The sequence below is a fragment of the Photobacterium sp. ABD4_091 genome (genome assembly GCF_056160145.1).
Window position 1 is genome coordinate 166,750 of record NZ_JBSWWQ010000003.1, and the last position, 16,451, is coordinate 183,200.

The 16,451-nt window shown below is 49.7% G+C and carries 13 protein-coding genes, 1 pseudogene and 1 riboswitch; of the genes and pseudogenes, 8 read left to right on the plus strand and 6 right to left on the minus strand.

Features of this window, described 5'->3' with window-relative positions:
• Positions 1 to 531: 531 nt before the first annotated feature.
• Positions 532 to 942 carry a DUF2799 domain-containing protein gene (locus ACXAGQ_RS22235; RefSeq protein WP_475256845.1) on the minus strand — a complete coding sequence of 137 codons (411 nt, stop codon included), beginning with the start codon at positions 940 to 942 and terminating at the stop codon, positions 532 to 534.
• Positions 943 to 1,321: 379 nt separating this feature from the next.
• Positions 1,322 to 2,420, minus strand: a pseudogene (locus ACXAGQ_RS22240) (alcohol dehydrogenase family protein).
• Between the two features lie 201 nt (positions 2,421 to 2,621).
• On the opposite strand from ACXAGQ_RS22240, the gene ACXAGQ_RS22245 reads away from it, so the two are divergent.
• The 3 genes from ACXAGQ_RS22245 (at position 2,622) to ACXAGQ_RS22255 (ending at position 5,137) form a co-directional block, all read left to right on the plus strand.
• Positions 2,622 to 3,509, plus strand: coding sequence for a LysR family transcriptional regulator (locus tag ACXAGQ_RS22245; RefSeq protein ID WP_475256847.1), 888 nt, complete (start codon positions 2,622 to 2,624; stop codon positions 3,507 to 3,509).
• Between the two features lie 436 nt (positions 3,510 to 3,945).
• Positions 3,946 to 4,497 carry a porin family protein gene (locus ACXAGQ_RS22250; RefSeq protein WP_475256849.1) on the plus strand — a complete coding sequence of 184 codons (552 nt, stop codon included), beginning with the start codon at positions 3,946 to 3,948 and terminating at the stop codon, positions 4,495 to 4,497.
• 172 nt (positions 4,498 to 4,669) lie between these two features.
• Complete coding sequence (locus ACXAGQ_RS22255) at positions 4,670 to 5,137, plus strand: DoxX family protein (protein ID WP_475257430.1); 468 nt, start codon at positions 4,670 to 4,672, stop codon at positions 5,135 to 5,137.
• A gap of 85 nt (positions 5,138 to 5,222) precedes the next feature.
• Here the strand turns inward: ACXAGQ_RS22255 and ACXAGQ_RS22260 are convergent, their stop codons facing one another.
• Entirely contained in the window at positions 5,223 to 5,423 is a 201-nt protein-coding gene (locus tag ACXAGQ_RS22260) for an antitoxin Xre/MbcA/ParS toxin-binding domain-containing protein (RefSeq protein ID WP_475256850.1), read from the minus strand.
• Between the two features lie 189 nt (positions 5,424 to 5,612).
• Between ACXAGQ_RS22260 and ACXAGQ_RS22265 the strand changes: the two genes are divergently transcribed.
• Positions 5,613 to 6,959 carry a magnesium transporter gene (locus ACXAGQ_RS22265; RefSeq protein ID WP_475256852.1) on the plus strand — a complete coding sequence of 449 codons (1,347 nt, stop codon included), beginning with the start codon at positions 5,613 to 5,615 and terminating at the stop codon, positions 6,957 to 6,959.
• A gap of 86 nt (positions 6,960 to 7,045) precedes the next feature.
• Here ACXAGQ_RS22265 and ACXAGQ_RS22270 read toward each other — a convergent pair whose 3' ends face one another.
• Positions 7,046 to 7,606 (minus strand): HD domain-containing protein, encoded by a 561-nt coding sequence (locus ACXAGQ_RS22270; RefSeq protein ID WP_475256854.1) that lies wholly within the window; start codon positions 7,604 to 7,606, stop codon positions 7,046 to 7,048.
• A gap of 182 nt (positions 7,607 to 7,788) precedes the next feature.
• Here ACXAGQ_RS22270 and ACXAGQ_RS22275 point away from each other — a divergent pair, with 182 nt between their 5' ends.
• The 4 genes from ACXAGQ_RS22275 to gluP all read left to right on the plus strand — a co-directional run bounded on the left by ACXAGQ_RS22275 (position 7,789) and on the right by gluP (position 12,431).
• A complete protein-coding gene (locus ACXAGQ_RS22275) occupies positions 7,789 to 9,336 on the plus strand; it encodes a glycerophosphodiester phosphodiesterase family protein (RefSeq protein ID WP_475256856.1) in 1,548 nt (515 codons plus the stop codon).
• Positions 9,333 to 10,337: a LacI family DNA-binding transcriptional regulator gene (locus ACXAGQ_RS22280; protein WP_475256858.1), complete on the plus strand. Its 1,005-nt coding sequence runs from the start codon at positions 9,333 to 9,335 to the stop codon at positions 10,335 to 10,337. Before ACXAGQ_RS22275 ends, ACXAGQ_RS22280 begins: the two co-directional genes overlap by 4 nt.
• Positions 10,338 to 10,347: 10 nt before the next feature.
• A complete protein-coding gene (locus ACXAGQ_RS22285; RefSeq protein WP_475256860.1) occupies positions 10,348 to 11,112 on the plus strand; it encodes an inositol monophosphatase family protein in 765 nt (254 codons plus the stop codon).
• An 83-nt stretch (positions 11,113 to 11,195) separates the two neighbouring features.
• A complete protein-coding gene (gluP, locus tag ACXAGQ_RS22290) occupies positions 11,196 to 12,431 on the plus strand; it encodes a glucose/galactose MFS transporter (RefSeq protein WP_475256862.1) in 1,236 nt (411 codons plus the stop codon).
• A gap of 961 nt (positions 12,432 to 13,392) precedes the next feature.
• Here the strand turns inward: gluP and ACXAGQ_RS22295 are convergent.
• Positions 13,393 to 14,457: a saccharopine dehydrogenase gene (locus tag ACXAGQ_RS22295; RefSeq protein WP_475256864.1), complete on the minus strand. Its 1,065-nt coding sequence runs from the start codon at positions 14,455 to 14,457 to the stop codon at positions 13,393 to 13,395.
• A gap of 44 nt (positions 14,458 to 14,501) precedes the next feature.
• Positions 14,502 to 15,995, minus strand: a complete 1,494-nt coding sequence (locus tag ACXAGQ_RS22300) for a Na+/H+ antiporter NhaC family protein (protein WP_475256866.1) — start codon at positions 15,993 to 15,995, stop codon at positions 14,502 to 14,504.
• Positions 15,996 to 16,119: 124 nt separating this feature from the next.
• A riboswitch (Lysine riboswitch) is annotated at positions 16,120 to 16,296 on the minus strand.
• Between the last annotated feature and the right edge of the window lie 155 nt (positions 16,297 to 16,451).

A 16,451-nucleotide genomic window follows, 5' to 3' on the forward strand; every position in this document is an offset into this window, starting at 1 on the left:
TAACAATAATCGTGTTCTGAAAGACTTTAATTGTTTAAAATCTGAAATAGGGACAAAGCAAAGCCTATAAGGCTATAAGGCTATAAGGCTATAAGGCTATAAGGCTATAAGGCTATAAGGCTATAAGGCTATAAGGCTATAAGGCTATTGATAAATAAAGACGGGCCTAAATACCCTGCCAGATATTATTAATAACATTATTTTCCAAACAGCTTCTTACACAAATCAGATGCAATTTGTTCGCTTCATCTTGATGACTGAATGGTAGGACAAATCACAGTATGATTGAAATGAATGGTTTTCATTTTTCAGATGCATAAAATGCATGTATATAACAAAAAACCAAGACAAAACCAATAATATCAAACACTTAAACACCTTGCAATGAAAAGGAAATCTTATATAACGCTTGATTTTTTTCTTTCCAACCTGTTTTACGGGTATTATCGGTTTCCAAATACAACAAAGCCTTTAACGAACAATATTGCTATGTCTGTTAAAGGCTTTAAAAGTAATACAGGTTAAACTGGACTAATAACCAAAACCAAAATCATCAGCTGAACTTTCACGTTCCATCTCAAAAATAAAGGCATCACGGCCGCTGTTGTATTGGAACCTGAAATCATCACCGTCTGGCATACCATCACAAATACCGAAATAGCTTTGGCCTGATTTACCCAACTGCCATGCTTTATCAAGATCACAATAATCCGCACGGCCCAATTCATAACCAACAGAGTATTTTTGCTCCGCAGCTATCAAATCCCCGTCCACCAATGAAGAGAGATCCCTCACCCGGTGGCCTTTGCGTGCATCTTGCTCGCCCAAAGACTGCCAATCATTGGCTGCGACATACGAGTCAACATAATTGGAGCTACAAGCACTCAAGGCCAGCACCATTGAAACGCCCAATAAGGCACGCATCCGTTTGTGGTTGTTCATCTATGAATATCCAAACTAGAAATCGTCAAAACACGCAAAGAGTAATTATGGCACAGGGAGGTAGGCTTTTGATATCGATGAAAGGTTTAGCAATGAATCAATAATAATGAAAGCTTTAAGCTGGGAGGTAAATAGAATGGCCGCTGCTAACAAATGCAGCGGCAATTAGCCTGTATTAGGCGAGGATAAGCAGTGGCGCTACCATCGATAGAGAAATAGCTGCAGAAAAGATAATCGCAAACGTCATTTTTTCGCTCATTTTATAACTTCCTTATGATGCGGGTGACAAGTCACTCAAAAACAAAACTTTTAAATGCATGTTATAACAACGTGCACCATAAAGATATATTCAATATATCACTTACAAAAAATCCTTGCCTTAATGTTCTGGCTCTAGCACCAACTTGCCGACAAACTTCTTGGCGAGGAAGTCTTCCTGTGCCTGGTGGATTTGCTCAAGCGGATAGGTGTTCGAAACCACCGGCTTGATTTCACCGGCTTCAATGTAGCTCACCAGGTTTTCAAACACATGACGCTGTTGGTATGTACAGCCAAAGAAGCTCAGATCTTTGAGGTACAAAGTACGCACGTCTAGCTCGGTCAATGGGCCACCGATTGCGCCGGCTACCGCGTAACGACCGCCTCGGCGCAGTACCTCTGGCAGTTCCGGCCATTGCTCGCCAGCAACCAGGTCAAGCACCACATCAACAGCCATGGTGCCAAGCGATTCTATCAAGCTATCGCCACGGGCAATGGTGCGGTCAGCGCCCATCTCAAGCACTTGCTGATGCTTGTCAGCACCGCACACTGCAATAACACTGGCACCACGGCGCTTGGAAAGCTGCACAGCTGCCGCCCCTACCCCACCAGAAGCACCTGTCACCAACACCACATCACCGGCTTTTACATTGGCACGGTCGACCATATTTTCTGCGGTTGAGAATGCACACGGGAATGAAGCCAGCTCGACATCGGTCATATTGCTGTTGACGGTAAATGCTTCTTGCGCCAACGCTTTGGTGTACTCAGCAAAGCCACCATCGCACTCAGAGCCGAAGGTGATACAACGGAAAGATTCATCGGTGTGCGGGTGCTGCTGCATGGCACGAACCATCACTCTTTCACCGATACGAGACGAATCAACTTGTGAGCCTACCGCCACAATATGACCGGCAACATCTGCGCCCTGGATGCGCGGGAAGGTGAGCGGGATCCCCCGACCAGCTAGCATCCTGATCATCAATGGTGTCAAAACCGCCTGAACCACCGGCATTGGTGTCAGCCGTCACTTGCTTGGAGTACCAGCCAATACGGGTATTGATGTCGGTATTGTTCACCGCACAGGCACCGACCTTGATCAGCACTTCGTTCTCGGCCAGCTCAGGTAACGGTAAATCGTTACGTAGCTCCAGTTTATCCAAGCCACCATGCCCGGTTAGTACCACACCTTTCATCGTCTTTGGCAATGAAGTTGTCATTACAGTCTCTCCCACATCGTTCAGAACGCCTTTGGCTTTGATCCAAAGAATATTTGATCCAAACAATAATAGGGCTAGTCGATTTAACCAAACGAATAAAATTAACCTATAGATTTAGTATTTCTAAATCTATAATGTTTCTCATGCCGTTTCCCTGCTGAGAGATGGCCTGCCTTTACTCTCCACAAAGAAGACGTTGAAATGGACACGCTGCTAGATCTAGAGTTGTTGAGAACCTTTGTTGCCGTCGCTGAAACTGGCGAAATCAAGCTTGCCGCCGAGCGGGTGTACCGCTCCAGCGGTGCTGTCAGCATGCAGATGAAGCGCCTGCAGGAGCTAACGGGGTGCGAGTTGCTGATCCGCAGCCACCGGGGGGTTGCCCTGACCGATGTCGGGAAAGTCTTGCTCAACCGCAGCCAGCAGATGCTGGCCCTCAACAACAGCACTCTTGCCAGCCTTAGCGGCAAAGATATCTCAGGCCAGCTGACCTTCGGGATCCCCACCGATTATGCCGCCGACTTTACCCGCCACTTTATGCCGCTATTACAAGCGAAAATGCCCAACTTGGCCGCTAAAGTGGTATGCGATAGAAGCCGGCACCTTAGGAAAAAGCGCCAAGCCGGCACCGTTGATATTGCCATTGTCGCTGGTGAACCCGGGATCAAGGATGGCATGCCGCTGTGGAGCGAATCGATCAACTGGGTGAAATCACCCAAGTTGGCGCTGAGCGCAAATCAAGCCGTGCCCATCGCCCTGTTTGACGGCGATTGCCTGATCCGCGATCTGACACTTGCAACACTCGAAAATGCCGGCATCCGCTATGACATTGTCTTTACCAGTCCGGTTCTCGATAATATTGCCGAAGCGGTCTATAACGGCCTTGCCATCTCATTGCTGCCCGAATCTCTGCAAAAATTCGGCCAGACCCAGCAGGTGTTACCGACAGAGCCGTTCCACGATATATTTACCCTGAACGAGCGCCTGAGCTTCAACCTGATCTATGCCCAAGGGCAACACGAGCATACGATAAAAACCATTTCTACCTGCTTCCTCCATGCCCACCAGCAACTACAATCAGTATCAACCTAATGTTCTCGCCAAAATGTAGGGAAGGTGGTGTGAAAACGGGAAGGGCAGAAATAAAAATGCCCAGCCGAGGCTGAGCGAAATTTGCGAGTGTCCAAATCAAGACACAATTAGCGAGTCAAATTCTAGCAAGTAGATACAGGTAAACATTGTATCTGCATTCATCATAGCCACAGTTTCCTTAACCAAAACTGGCACGACTACGTTAATTTTAGTTCATCTCTCATATTTGAGACTGGTCGGACGTCACTGCAAGTGAAAACCTATTCATCTCACCCATTTCGGCTCAGTGCTAGCTATAAAAAACAAATAGATAAAATCACTAATATGCCTCTAACACCCATGCCTTTAACAACAGTGTATGGCTTTGTACTGGGTTATTGAGCTGACACTGCCCAATCGATAGAATCCGCTGCAAATCAATAAAACAGCGTATTTTATGAAAAAACTGATCCCAGCCCTTCTCCTGCTCTGCCCGCTCAGCAGCTATGCCAGCAGCCAACCCATTACCCACGAAATTGGGGTGCGTTTAGGTGGGGGAGGCATGTATAACAATAGCCACACTGACGGCGATGCCGGCTTCACTTTCGAGCTTGGCTACAACTACCACTTCAACCGTTACTTCTCGCTCGACACTGGCTACTTTGCCAATAGCGGTGGTCTGAGCTATTTCGGCACACTGGGTTTCACCAAATCAGTTTCAAGTTACAGTGGTGGGTTACTGGGTCTTAAGGCTGAATACCCCATCACCCGTTTTACCAATATCTATGCTCGAGGCGGTATTAACTACGCAGCGGTCGATATTGATACCCGCCATAGCAAAGGCAATTGGCACACCCGCACCGAGCGTGGAGTCTCGCCCTATGTCGCCCTTGGTACCGAGCTAGCCCTTGGCCAGCACTTCGGCATCAGTGCAGAGTACCAACGCATCGAACTGCCCAATAGTTTCAGTAGCAACCATTACTTACTTGGACTAAATTTCAAGTTTTAACAACAACATACCGCTCGCAATTAGGCTTTTGCTTTATAGTTCATTCGAATTTTTAGAACAAAAGGCTCAACATTGCCTGATGTTGTTCTCGAGCCTTGCTGCCTATTCTGTATCCAACAACACAGGACAGTTACCGGCACCAGGGTTTGCCGACAAATTCGAGGACAACATGATGAACACTTTACTTAACAAAACACTCTCGTCATCAACCAGTTTTGCTCCATTAGCATTGCGTGTACCGGCAGGGATCACTTTCATGGCCCACGGCGCTCAGAAATTATTCGGCTGGTTCGGCGGCTACGGCTTGGAAGGCACAGGTAAGTGGATGGCATCCATCGGCTTGGAGCCAGGATATATGATGGCACTGATGGCTGGCGGCGCAGAATTCTTCGGCGGCTTGTTTATCCTACTGGGGCTGCTTACCCGCCCAACGGCGCTGGTACTGGCTGTGACCATGCTGGTTGCCATTGTTACCGTGCACTTGGACAAGGGCTTGTTCATGTCCAACGGTGGCTACGAGTTTGGCCTCGCACTACTGGCAATGTCTGTCTCGCTGCTGATTTCAGGGGCAGGCCGCTTGGGTGTTGATAACTGGTTGCTTTCACGTACCGGTCCACAAAAACGTGAAGCTATCGCTTGAACCGCTTCCGAACGGTTAACCCATATAAAAACGCCCCTCATCTCTACGATGAGGGGCGTAAATATATAAAATCTCATTCGTGGTATTAAATACTCTCACCCGCTTTCAGGCGACGAAGCAATGCTTTCACCTCCGCCCTGCCGGCTTCAGATTTGCAAAGGCTCGCAGGTGACACCAACCCCAAGGCGATGTTCTCGGTATGCAGCCAATCATCGGCTGTTGCACGGTCGCCAAAATAAGCCAAAGCGTCATCGTATAGCGCATCGGGGATCTGTTGTTTGTCCATTCACCTTCTCCTTACCGGTCACTCAGCTCTCATTATTAAACTAGCCTGATTTCATAACAGCATCAGTTAGCGATATCACAATTGACCGACAAAAGTGAAAACCATACTCTTATAGCCAATTAAGATAACGACAAAAACAACAAGCCCAACCTCTAGCTGGCTGCTTGCGTTTGCAACAAGGAAACCTGCATGAGCAACACCGTTGATTTAAGCCTGCTCATTGAGCGCATCTCTGCCGCAGATACCGACGAACAGCGTCAAATTTTCAATGAACCCGAGATCCAACAACTCGAAGCCGGTGCCCTCGCCACCTTGTTCGAAGCCCTGCCGCTCGATGAGCGTATGGAGCTGTGGCGCCAGCTTCCGCTCAACGATCACGTCGATGTACTTACCGCGATGCGCGGTGACACGCGGGAATGGGTGATCCAATCATTAAGTGATACCGAACTTGATCTCGTACTCGGCAAACTCGACAACCTGTCATTGATTGAATGGGCCGACTCGCTGCCCGAAGACATTATTGAGCGGGCGATTGAAAAGCTCAGCAAAGAAGATATCGAGCTGTTCGACCGCGCCAACCAATACGATGACGACCAGATCGGCCGTTACGCCAACCCCAAGGTACTGTCACTGCCGCAGGGGATTTCAGCCAAACGAGCCAAGGTTCTGCTGGAGCGTTACGGTTACCAATACCCCGCTTCCATTTACGTGGTTACCCGCGATACCAAGTTTGTCGGTACAATTAACTACCAGCAGCTGGTCGAGGCAGAGCCGCTGACCAAATTGAGCAGCCTGGCCGATACCGACACATTGGTCTTGGAAGATGACGCCTCACTGGCCGAAGCCGTAGAGGCGGTAGAGCACAGCCAGCAGATCAGCCTGCCGATTGTTGACGAGAACTTCGCGTTAATTGGCGAGATTGATACCCACCTTGCGCTTGAGCTGATGCGGGAAAACTATGAAAGTACCCTGATGGCCAATGCCGGTATGAGCGAAGAAGATGACCTTTTCGCCCCGGTTACCAAAAGTGCCAAAAAGCGTGCGGTATGGCTCGGCATCAATCTCATCACCGCCGTGCTAGCATCGATGACTATCAGCTTATTCGAAGATGTGATTGCCCAGGTGGTCGCACTGGCTATTTTGATGCCAATCGTCGCTTCAATGGGTGGCATTGCCGGTAGCCAGACCCTAACCCTGATGATCCGCGGTATGGCGCTCAATCAGGTCACCGCCGGTAACCGTCGCTCATTACTTCGCAACGAGCTGGGCATAGGCTTTCTCAACGGGGTGCTGTGGGCGGTATTGATCGGCTTGATGGCAGGGCTTTGGTTCCAGTCGCCAATTATCGGCGTGATTATAGCAGTCGGTATTGTGGTCAATATCATCACCGCCGCCCTGTTCGGCGTAGTGATCCCTGTGGTGCTCGACAAGCTCAAGCTTGACCCGGCGCTGGCCGGTTCGGTGATCCTCACCACGGTGACCGATGTGGTCGGCTTCTTCGCCTTCCTCGGCACAGCTAAGATGTTGCTTCTATAGCGAGCAACAGCAACAAATATCTAAAATATTAGCCATTATAAGCTTCTGCTTATAATGGCTTTTTTATCAGAAGCTCATCTTACTCGCTATATCTTTCTCGCCGTGTCTTGATCAACAATCTCGCGTATTGCTGCCAGCAATGGGTGTTGATCGGTGTATTTCTTGCCGTAGTGAAGGTTGAATTCATAATCAAAGTCATCAGGGTTCAACCCCTGATTATGCTGGATCAGGGTTTCCAGTTTATCCAATCCCTTGGCGACTTTGGCCTCTGGCGTCTCTGCCTGCTCATATTCATCCCACAATGCCAGGATATGCTGTTGCATGATATCAGTTAGCGGGGCAATCAAGGTCTGCAGATCCAAACGCTCCTGATGGGATTTGTCGGTATTCGGATCTTGATCGACCGCCGCAATATCACCGGAAATCGCTTCACCCAAATCATGGATCACACACATCTGCATCAACTTGGCATGATTAATTTCTGGCATTTCCCGCTCGAACAGCATCGCCATTAAACACAAGCGCCAGGTATGCTCTGCCGTGCTCTCTTTTCGGCCTTGGGTTGTATGGGCACTTCTCAGCGTGTCCTTTAACTGCTCCGCTTGTCGCAGGAAATCCAATACCCCCAACATCTCACTTGGCTTCATCAAACTGTCACCTGCCTTTAAGAACTCATTAATCCAACAGTCATAAATCGTACTAATAATACTATCCAAATCACACGTGTACACGTGTTCATAACCCGACATTGTTCTCTTGGGCAAGCCCATCAAGAGATCATTATCAACACGTTACAGAGTGTCAAATTCCCCCCTAACGGAGACCCTGTATGCTACGTCAGCATCGCTTACAAAGGCTCGTTGATCGTGCCAAGAATAAACCATTGTGTATCGCCCACCGTGGTGCCAGCGGCCACAAACTCGAAAACACCTTGGAAGCCTTTGCCTATGCAGCCAGGTTGCATGCCGAGATGTGGGAAATCGACGTCCGTCTGACCTCAGATGGCGTGTGTGTTGTCAGCCATGATGACAACCTTATGCACACCGCTGGTATTGATGCCGATATTTCTGCGATGACCTTTGCCGAGCTGCAAAGCCACAGCCTATTCAATGGTGAGCAAGTACCTACTTTTGAACAAGTACTGGCGCTTGCCATTGAGACCGGCTGCGGGCTGTATATCGAGCTCAAGGGCGAAGGTGCAGGCGTCGAGGTACTGCGTATCCTAGAACAACAGCCAGCACAAAATAACGGCATTGAGATCGGCATCGACATTGGCATCGGTAGCTTCATTCCGGAGTGGGTTGCCGAGCTGGATAGGCTCGACTGCCCTTACCCGCTATCGGTACTGGTTCGCGTTGGCGATTGCCCGTTTGAGCAGGCTGAAAAAGCCAAAGCTGATATGATCCACCTTTGCTGGGAGCGGGCATCCGATACCCCGCATGAATTCCTTACCCCAGAGCTGATCGCTAAAGCGCAATCGCTCAACCTGCCGATCGTGATCTGGCATGAGGAGCGAGCAAGTGAAATCGAAAAGCTGCTCACCATGCCAGTTATCGGTATTTGTTCTGACTTGCCAGAGCTGATCACCGGTTACCGCCCAGATGACAGCAACCCGATTGAATTGGTGCTGCACCGTGGTGCCAATGACGTGGCACCGGAAAATACCGAAATCAGCGCCGTGATCGGTTATCGCATGGGTGCTAACGTGATCGAGCTGGATCTCAATACCAGCAGCGATGGCGAACTGATGGTGATCCATGACCTTACTGCCGATCGCACCACCGACTTGCAGGGACCAATTGAGTCGCTAAGCAGCGAGCAGCTGAGCCAGTGCGATGCCGGCAGCTGGTTTGCGCCAAGCTTCAGCCAGCAAAACGTCAGTCGTTTTTCAGATTTCCTCGGCCTCGCCAAAGAATATGACGGTGAGCTATATGTCGAGTTGAAGCAAGCCGATGTCGATCAGGTCATCCAGCAAGCCCTTGCCAGCAATGCGCTTTCGCGTTGCTTTTTCTGGAGCTTCAATAGCGAATACCTCGAGCAAATCAGCCAGCGCTATCCCGACGCCAAACTGATGAAGCGCCGCCAGGATTTTGATTCATTGAGTGCGTTGATCGCCGCTGGAAAGCCTACCATTATCGAATATGACTACCTTATCGATGATTTGAACGAATTCAGCCAGTGCCGCGATGCAGGTATCCAGGTGATGCTCCGCTACCCCGGGCAAGATATTGAAAAATGGGTCGAGCTCATCGAGCTACAGCCTGATAGGGTCAACATCGACCACCCTTTTGCTTTTGCCAGGGCCTATGAGAAGTGGTTATCCCAAACTAAAGGTCAAAAGCAGGAGCACAGACTAAAACAGGAGCAAACTGCTTGAGCACCACCAAGTTAAAACAAGTCACCTCTGTCGATGTTGCCAAGGCGGCTGGGGTTTCCCGCGCCGCCGTTTCACGGACCTTTTCCAATAACGGCTATGTGTCCGAGGCCACCAAAGAGAAAGTCCTCGCCGCAGCGAAGGCGCTGGGCTACCGGGTCAATCACCTGGCTCGTAGCCTCAACCGCCAGCGATCCGATCTGATTGGCTTGGTGGTTGCCGATATGGATAACCCATTTCGCAGCCAACAGGTGAACGACTTGAGCGAGGCGATCCTTGCCAACAATCACCGCCCTTTGCTGATCCCGACCGCCAAAGGACGAGACAGCTCACAGGTGATAGACATGTTGCTGCACTACAATGTGTCAGGGGTCATCATTACCTCTGATACCCCGCCAGCAACCATCTTTGAGACCTGTGCGGCGAACCAGGTACCCGTAGTGCTGATCAACAAGCAAGACAAGCACCCTCATGTTGATCGGGTACTGTGCGATAACGCTGGCGGTATCCAGCTGCTTTGGGAAGCATTTGCCGAGAAGCAGTGCAAGCACATTGCAGTGGTGAGCTCAGCAGCCAGTTCTTACAGCATCCGCAAGCGGGAGCAGTTGTTTTGCCAACACGCTGAGCAAATGGGCATCCGTGTTGATGTGATTTATGCCCCTAGCCATTGTTATCAAGGCGGGCTGGAAGCCGCTGAAAAGCTATCGGCATTTGAGCCTCAACCCGACGGTGTATTTTGCACCAATGACTACCTTGCCCTCGGCCTAATCGATGGCCTGAAGGACAAAACCGGCAAGCATGTGATTGATGACATGTTCATTGCCGGATTTGATGACATGCAACAAGCCAGTTGGAAAAGCTACCAACTAACAACCATAAAACAAGCCACCGACGAGATGGCGACCCAATCAGTCGAATTGCTGATCAGCCGCATTCAACATCCCGACCAAGCAGCGCGAACCTGCTATCTGGGTGTCTCCCTGATCCGCCGACAATCACTGTAATGGAATAACAATGAATAACGACTTACAACAACGCTATACCTTTGCCTGCCAACTTGCCAAAGAAGCAGGCGCGCTTGCCCACTCCTACCAAATGAAACTGGTGGAAGAAGGCTTAGATATTGATGTAAAAGGCCGCCAGGACTTTGTCAGCGTAGCTGATAAAGAAACCGAGAACTTCATCCGCCAGCAGCTGAGCCAGCACTACCCGCAAGATGGTTTCCTGGGCGAAGAGAGCGGCGAATCCAGCTCAAGCGGCACAGGGACATGGGTCGTCGACCCGATAGACGGCACTACCAACTTCTTGCGCCAACAGCCAATGTGGTGTGTATCCATCGCCTACATGGTGGATGGCGAGCCGGTGATCGGGGTGATTTACGACCCTTGCCATGACGAGCTGTTCTCGGCACAGGCAGGAAAAGGCGCTTGGTTGAACGACCGCCCTCTAAAAGTTAACCAGGGTGATAATGCCCTTGTTGGCTTGGTGAACCTTGGCTATTCGGCAAAGATGCCGCTGGAAAACTACCTGGCAACCATGACCCGTTTGTTAGAACACGGTATCGAGCATCGCCGCCATGGCTCCGCCGCGCTGGGCCTTGCCCATGTGGCCGCAGGGCGCTTCGACGGCTACCGCGAAGACTTTATCAATGCCTGGGACATCATGGCGGGTATCGCCATTTTACGTGAGGCCAAAGCCAACGTCAGCTTCAACCGCGTTGAGGGGGGCTATGCCATCCAAGCCTCGATCCCGGCACTGTCCGACTTGCTCAAGGGTTAACAACGTCACCTGCGCGGCTGCCCTTCCCTAGAAGCAATCCGGTAGCCGCTGCACCCCTTCATTGCTTCAGGTCCCGCTTACACATGAAAAGAATATCCACACTCAGCCACCAGCAAAGCTTGTGGCTGTTCAGCCTCGTGCCGTTTATATGGGGCATGCTAACGGCAACAACCAATTTACTGGTTCCCTATTTAAAAGATGTCTACTCGCTCACTTATACCCAGTCGATTTGGGTCCAGGTCATTTTCTCCTCAACACCTCTTATCGCCAGCCTGCCAACGGCAATGCTAATTGGCCGGGTCGGCTTCAAAACCAGCTTGCTGCTCGCCCTCGGCCTATCGGCTATTGGCTGCGCCGTGGTATTAATGGCAGGGAGCTTCGCCTCATACAGCCTGACCCTGTTCGCTATTGCAGTTATCGCCGTTGCAGTAACTGCCTTGCAGGTGGCGGCCAACCCCATCATCGCCGACATTGGCCCAGAATCTGGCACATCGCAGCGGCTGACCTTCAGCTCCACCATCAATGCCCTTGGGGTCACCCTCGCCCCGATGCTCGCGGCAGGGTTCTTGTTCCGGGAATATGAGCAGACTATGGCCGAGCAAGCCAGCAACCTCTTGGTGCCTTTCCTCGCCCTCGCTGCTACCATCACAGTTATCAGTATTGCCCTAGCCAGGCTTCCCATCACATATCCTGCCACTCCCAACTCTCCACAAAATCAGAACCAGACGAAAAGCCAGCTAATCAAACACCGCCATTTCTGGCTCGGCGTGCTCGCGATATTTTGTTATACCGGCACGGAAGTCAGCACCGGGACATATCTCATTAGCTACCTGAGCCATGCTGGCGGAATGAGCTTTGCCGAAGCGAGCCGTTTCATTGCAATGTACTGGGGCGGGGCAATGCTGGGACGGCTTGTCGGCACATTCCTGTTCCTCAAGATCAGTGCGCGCAAAACGCTCATTTTCAATGCACTGCTGGCTGGCGGCTTTACCCTCACCGCCATCATGCTGCCGGGCAGAACCAGCGGGCTATTGCTGGTCGCTCTCGGCCTATGTCACTCCATTATGTATCCGGTGATTTTCTCGCTGGCGGTCAAAAAGCTAGGCGGCGATATGGCAAAAGCAACCGGTATATTGGTCATGGCCGGCTGCGGCGGCGCGGTCCTGCCCTTCGTTCAGGCGCTTCTGGCTGACAGCTTCTTTATCGCCGATACCTTCTGGCTGACATTTAGCTGTTACCTGGTCATCGCCTTCTTTGCCATCAAGGGCTACCAGCCTAAGCCTTGTGAAGAAGATGTGGTGCTTAAAGAGGCAGTTTAAGTGTCGCGGTAAGATTAAGCGGCTGGTCGTTGAACGATAAGATGCTGGGATCTAAGCGAGGCTTAGGTCCCTTTTTCTTTGATAAATAAAATTTAGTTAAACTAATCGTTTAACTATTTATCCGTTTCTAAATGACGTGCAACGACTACAGCTATTATCTTGCTCGACTGAAGTGCATTTCATAAGGTCAAACTTAGTAGTAAAAAAGCCCTTCGTTGGTTAACTAAGGGCATAATTACTTTCTATTATTTCATTCTCAATTTGAAAATGAGATAGAGAAACATTTTAATGAGTTATATCTGACAAGTGCTTTTTCTTTGTTTTATAGAGTATTTTTGAAGAAAGCTGTCTTATTAATTTCTTCGTGTTCTTATTATTCATTGTTTTTTCAGTAAAAAAATATTATTACATGAATTGCATTTATATTTTGCCGAATAGAACAACCTCTCTTTGAAGCTTCTTTTTACCATTACTAATTGTTTGTTTTCGCAGCAGTTCATTTTGATAAATATGGCTCCACGTTTACTGATGTAACGTAAACTTCCCTTACTTAGTTACAGTGTGAAATATATTATTACAAGAGGTAATATAACTTATGGTTATGGATGATTTAGCTTTAAGTTATATTAAATATGGAATTTATAGGACAGAAAAATAACCGGCTGATTTTAATCATTTTTTAATTTAAATCAATACCTGCGCACTTCGAACACGTTGCATTTATCTGAAATTAAAGCAATCCCTCGCCCCCTAAATATGTAACAACTGAAAACCCACAAACATTCATTATTTCTTTCTCGATTAAATACTGAGGGCGCTGAATAGCTATACAATACTCAAGCTGCGTAGTCGGAGCATGGGATACCCATTAATATAAGACACGGAAATTAAGCCAATAAAAAAGGGATCTAACAAACGTAGATCCCCTTTCATTTCTCACCCTAGGCGAACCGCCCCGCTTTTACTTCACAATGTTCTGAGCTGTCGCGTAGAAGTCACGTGCCCTTGCCCAAACGCCGTTTGGATCTTCACCTTTACACAGGGTCAATAGATGCGGCAACAGCTGCCCGGCGAAATCTTCGCTACTTTCTTTTGGCAGTACTGTCGGTAGGTGATCCACCGCCTGCACGTATAGCCCGCTAACATCCGATTCGATAATCGGCTTTGAAAGCTTGGTGCTCTGATTGTAGATACGGATTGGGTTATCCGGGTTGTTCGGATCGCAGCTGACATCGCTGACCATGCTCAGGCGTGGGTTATCACCCAGGCTTTCCTTGGTAATGAACGGAGGCGTGCCCTCGGCAAGGTAAGCACAGTTAACCAAGATGTCGTAGTCATTGATTGCAGTGAACGGGCCACCGGCTTTGGTTTCTTCGATATCCCAGCCGTCAGCGTCGATACCTAGCTCGGCAAATAGATCCAATGCACCACGGCCACAGCGGCCAAACTGACCGATAACCAATACCTTAGGCTTCTCTGACAGTGTTGCAACCTGCTCGCGCAGTACTGCTAGGTAATGGTCGCGATCTGGGTAGCTACCCACTGCGCCGAACACATCTTTACAGTGTAAATGGTGGATATAACCCGACAGGCCAATCGCTGCGCCAACATAGCCAGCCCAGTAACCGAAGGCACAAACACGCTTGCCCATTTCGTCTTGCAGGAACTCTAGGTCAAGAATTTGGCCGCCACCGGCATTGAAGCGGGATAAGATCTGCACAGCTTCATCCTGCCCCTTGAACGCATGGGCAAAGTAAATGTGCTGGTGCTTGAGCGGGAAGTCATCTTCAGCCAGCTCTTTCAAACCCAAGATATAAGCGTGATCCGGTGCGTCAGTCCAGCTATGGCCTGCCGCTAGCTCACAGCCCACATCAACATAGGCTTGGTCAGGGAAAATACGGGTATCGCTGCGCTCGACAATCACTGGGGCACCCGCATCAATCAGGGCTTTGGCTCCGGTAGGTGTCAATGCCGTGCGGTGCTCACCTACTTTTACTTCATCTCTTAGCCAAAATAGTGTGTTCATTTTCAATCCTTTTTTAAACGGTAGCTTGTAATAGCAATCGCTATTTAAGCGGTAACTGGGGTGGCTGCGGCCTGACGGCGCACCATCAAAACAATCAGTGCAACTTGCAATACGGCGGCCAATACAATGGTGTACGGGCTACGGGTGATTTCGGCAACCATGAAGCCGATGCTGGCGGTCACGCCAGTCAAAATAGCGTACGGGAACTGGGTGCGAACGTGGGAAACATGATCACATCCGGTCGACATCGAGCTTAGAATTGTCGTGTCTGAAATCGGTGATGAGTGATCCCCTAGCATGCCGCCACTTAGCGCGGCACCAATACAAATCAGCGGGTCGGCGCCCAGCGCACTGGCAACCGGTACCGCAATCGGGATCAGGATGGCGAAAGTGCCCCACGACGACCCCGTCGCTACCGAAATGAAGCTGCCGATAATGAAAATCAATGCAGGCAGCATAAACACCGGCAAGCGGTCATTCATCACCTGGCTAATATAGTCCCCAGTACCCAGAGACTTACAGATATCACCCAAGGTCCATGCCAATAGCAAGATAACCAAAATTAGCATGATCCGCTGCATTCCCGACACAAAAGTGTTGAAGGCTGTCGAGGCGGTCATAGTTTTGGTGTAGGCGTAGTAGGCAATCGCCGTTACCGAAGCAATCAGATAGCTGGTGCCAAGCGATGCTCGGATCACCGGGCCATTGATAGTGCCATGCAGATGGTAGTTATAAGTGAATAGTGCGATCAGCGAGCCGAACAGTACCGCCAGCGGCAATACAATCAGCGAGATACGGCCTGATTTCACCTGTTGGTCATTCTCAGGCTGTACGCTCACCTCAGCCTGCTGGCGCGCTTGTTGCTCGGCTTCGGCCATTGGCCCCCAGTCTTTTTTCAGCACCGCGTAGACAGGTACACTGAACAGTGCCAGCAAGGCATAGAGCTGGTAAGGGATCACCTGAAGGAAAGTCGCAAAGCCATCAACTGGCTGGCCCATGTTATCGAATGCGTTCTCAATCAGACCCTGCGAGTAGACACCCCAGCTGATAATCGGGATCAGCACACAGATTGGTGACGAGGTCGAATCGATGATAAATGCCAGTTTCTCCTTGCTCAGCTTGAGCTTGTTGTAAATTGGCGAGAACATCGGGCCAAGAATAAGCGAGTTGCCCGAGTCGGTAAAAAACACCCCGATCCCGGTTGCCCAGGTGGCGAGCTGGGCTTTCAATGGTGATGACACATAGCGGGTCGCCATGGTCGAAAACGCTGCCATACCACCGCTTTGCTCGACCAGGTAGATAAAGCCGGAAATAATGGTAATAACAATAATGATCTGTGCGTTGCTGCCCGATGCAAGCTGTGTGAACGGCCCATCAGACAAGAACATCAACGCAGTATCAACAGGGTGACCCTTGGTTAAGATCAGCATGCCGCTGATCACTGCAACGCCCAGGGCCAAAACAACATGCCGAGTGGTAAAGGCGAGTATCAGCGCCAGCACCGCGGGTACGATGGACAATAATCCGTAATCAGCCATTCGTAGACTTCTCCTATAAAAACAACATCAAGGTATTTGAGTATTTAGAGGAGGGGTGCAAGGAGCACGCGAGCGACAAAGGCTGTACGAAATCGGTAGGCGAACTTACCTGTTCGAAAACAAAAATTGCTGTAGCTCTCCATCCGGGTAGGCCCGAGATGACAGTGCTGCTCCTATTAAGAACAACCCCAGCAGTTTGGCTGACGACCAAAACCACTTCGGCATTGACTCCTTTCGCTTAGCTTCACCGGCTGTCGACCTTCACTAAACTACTCTTAGGCAATGCGCCTCTACGTTGCAGGCAGTGAATAACCACCCGCTTTGTATTGAATAAAACACAAAAACGCATAATCCAAATCAACTTGACGCCACAACGTGACAAAGATCACATTATATATTTTATTAAACACATGATTAACAAAACATTGAACTAGCAGTTACCAGGCTTGCAGCAAC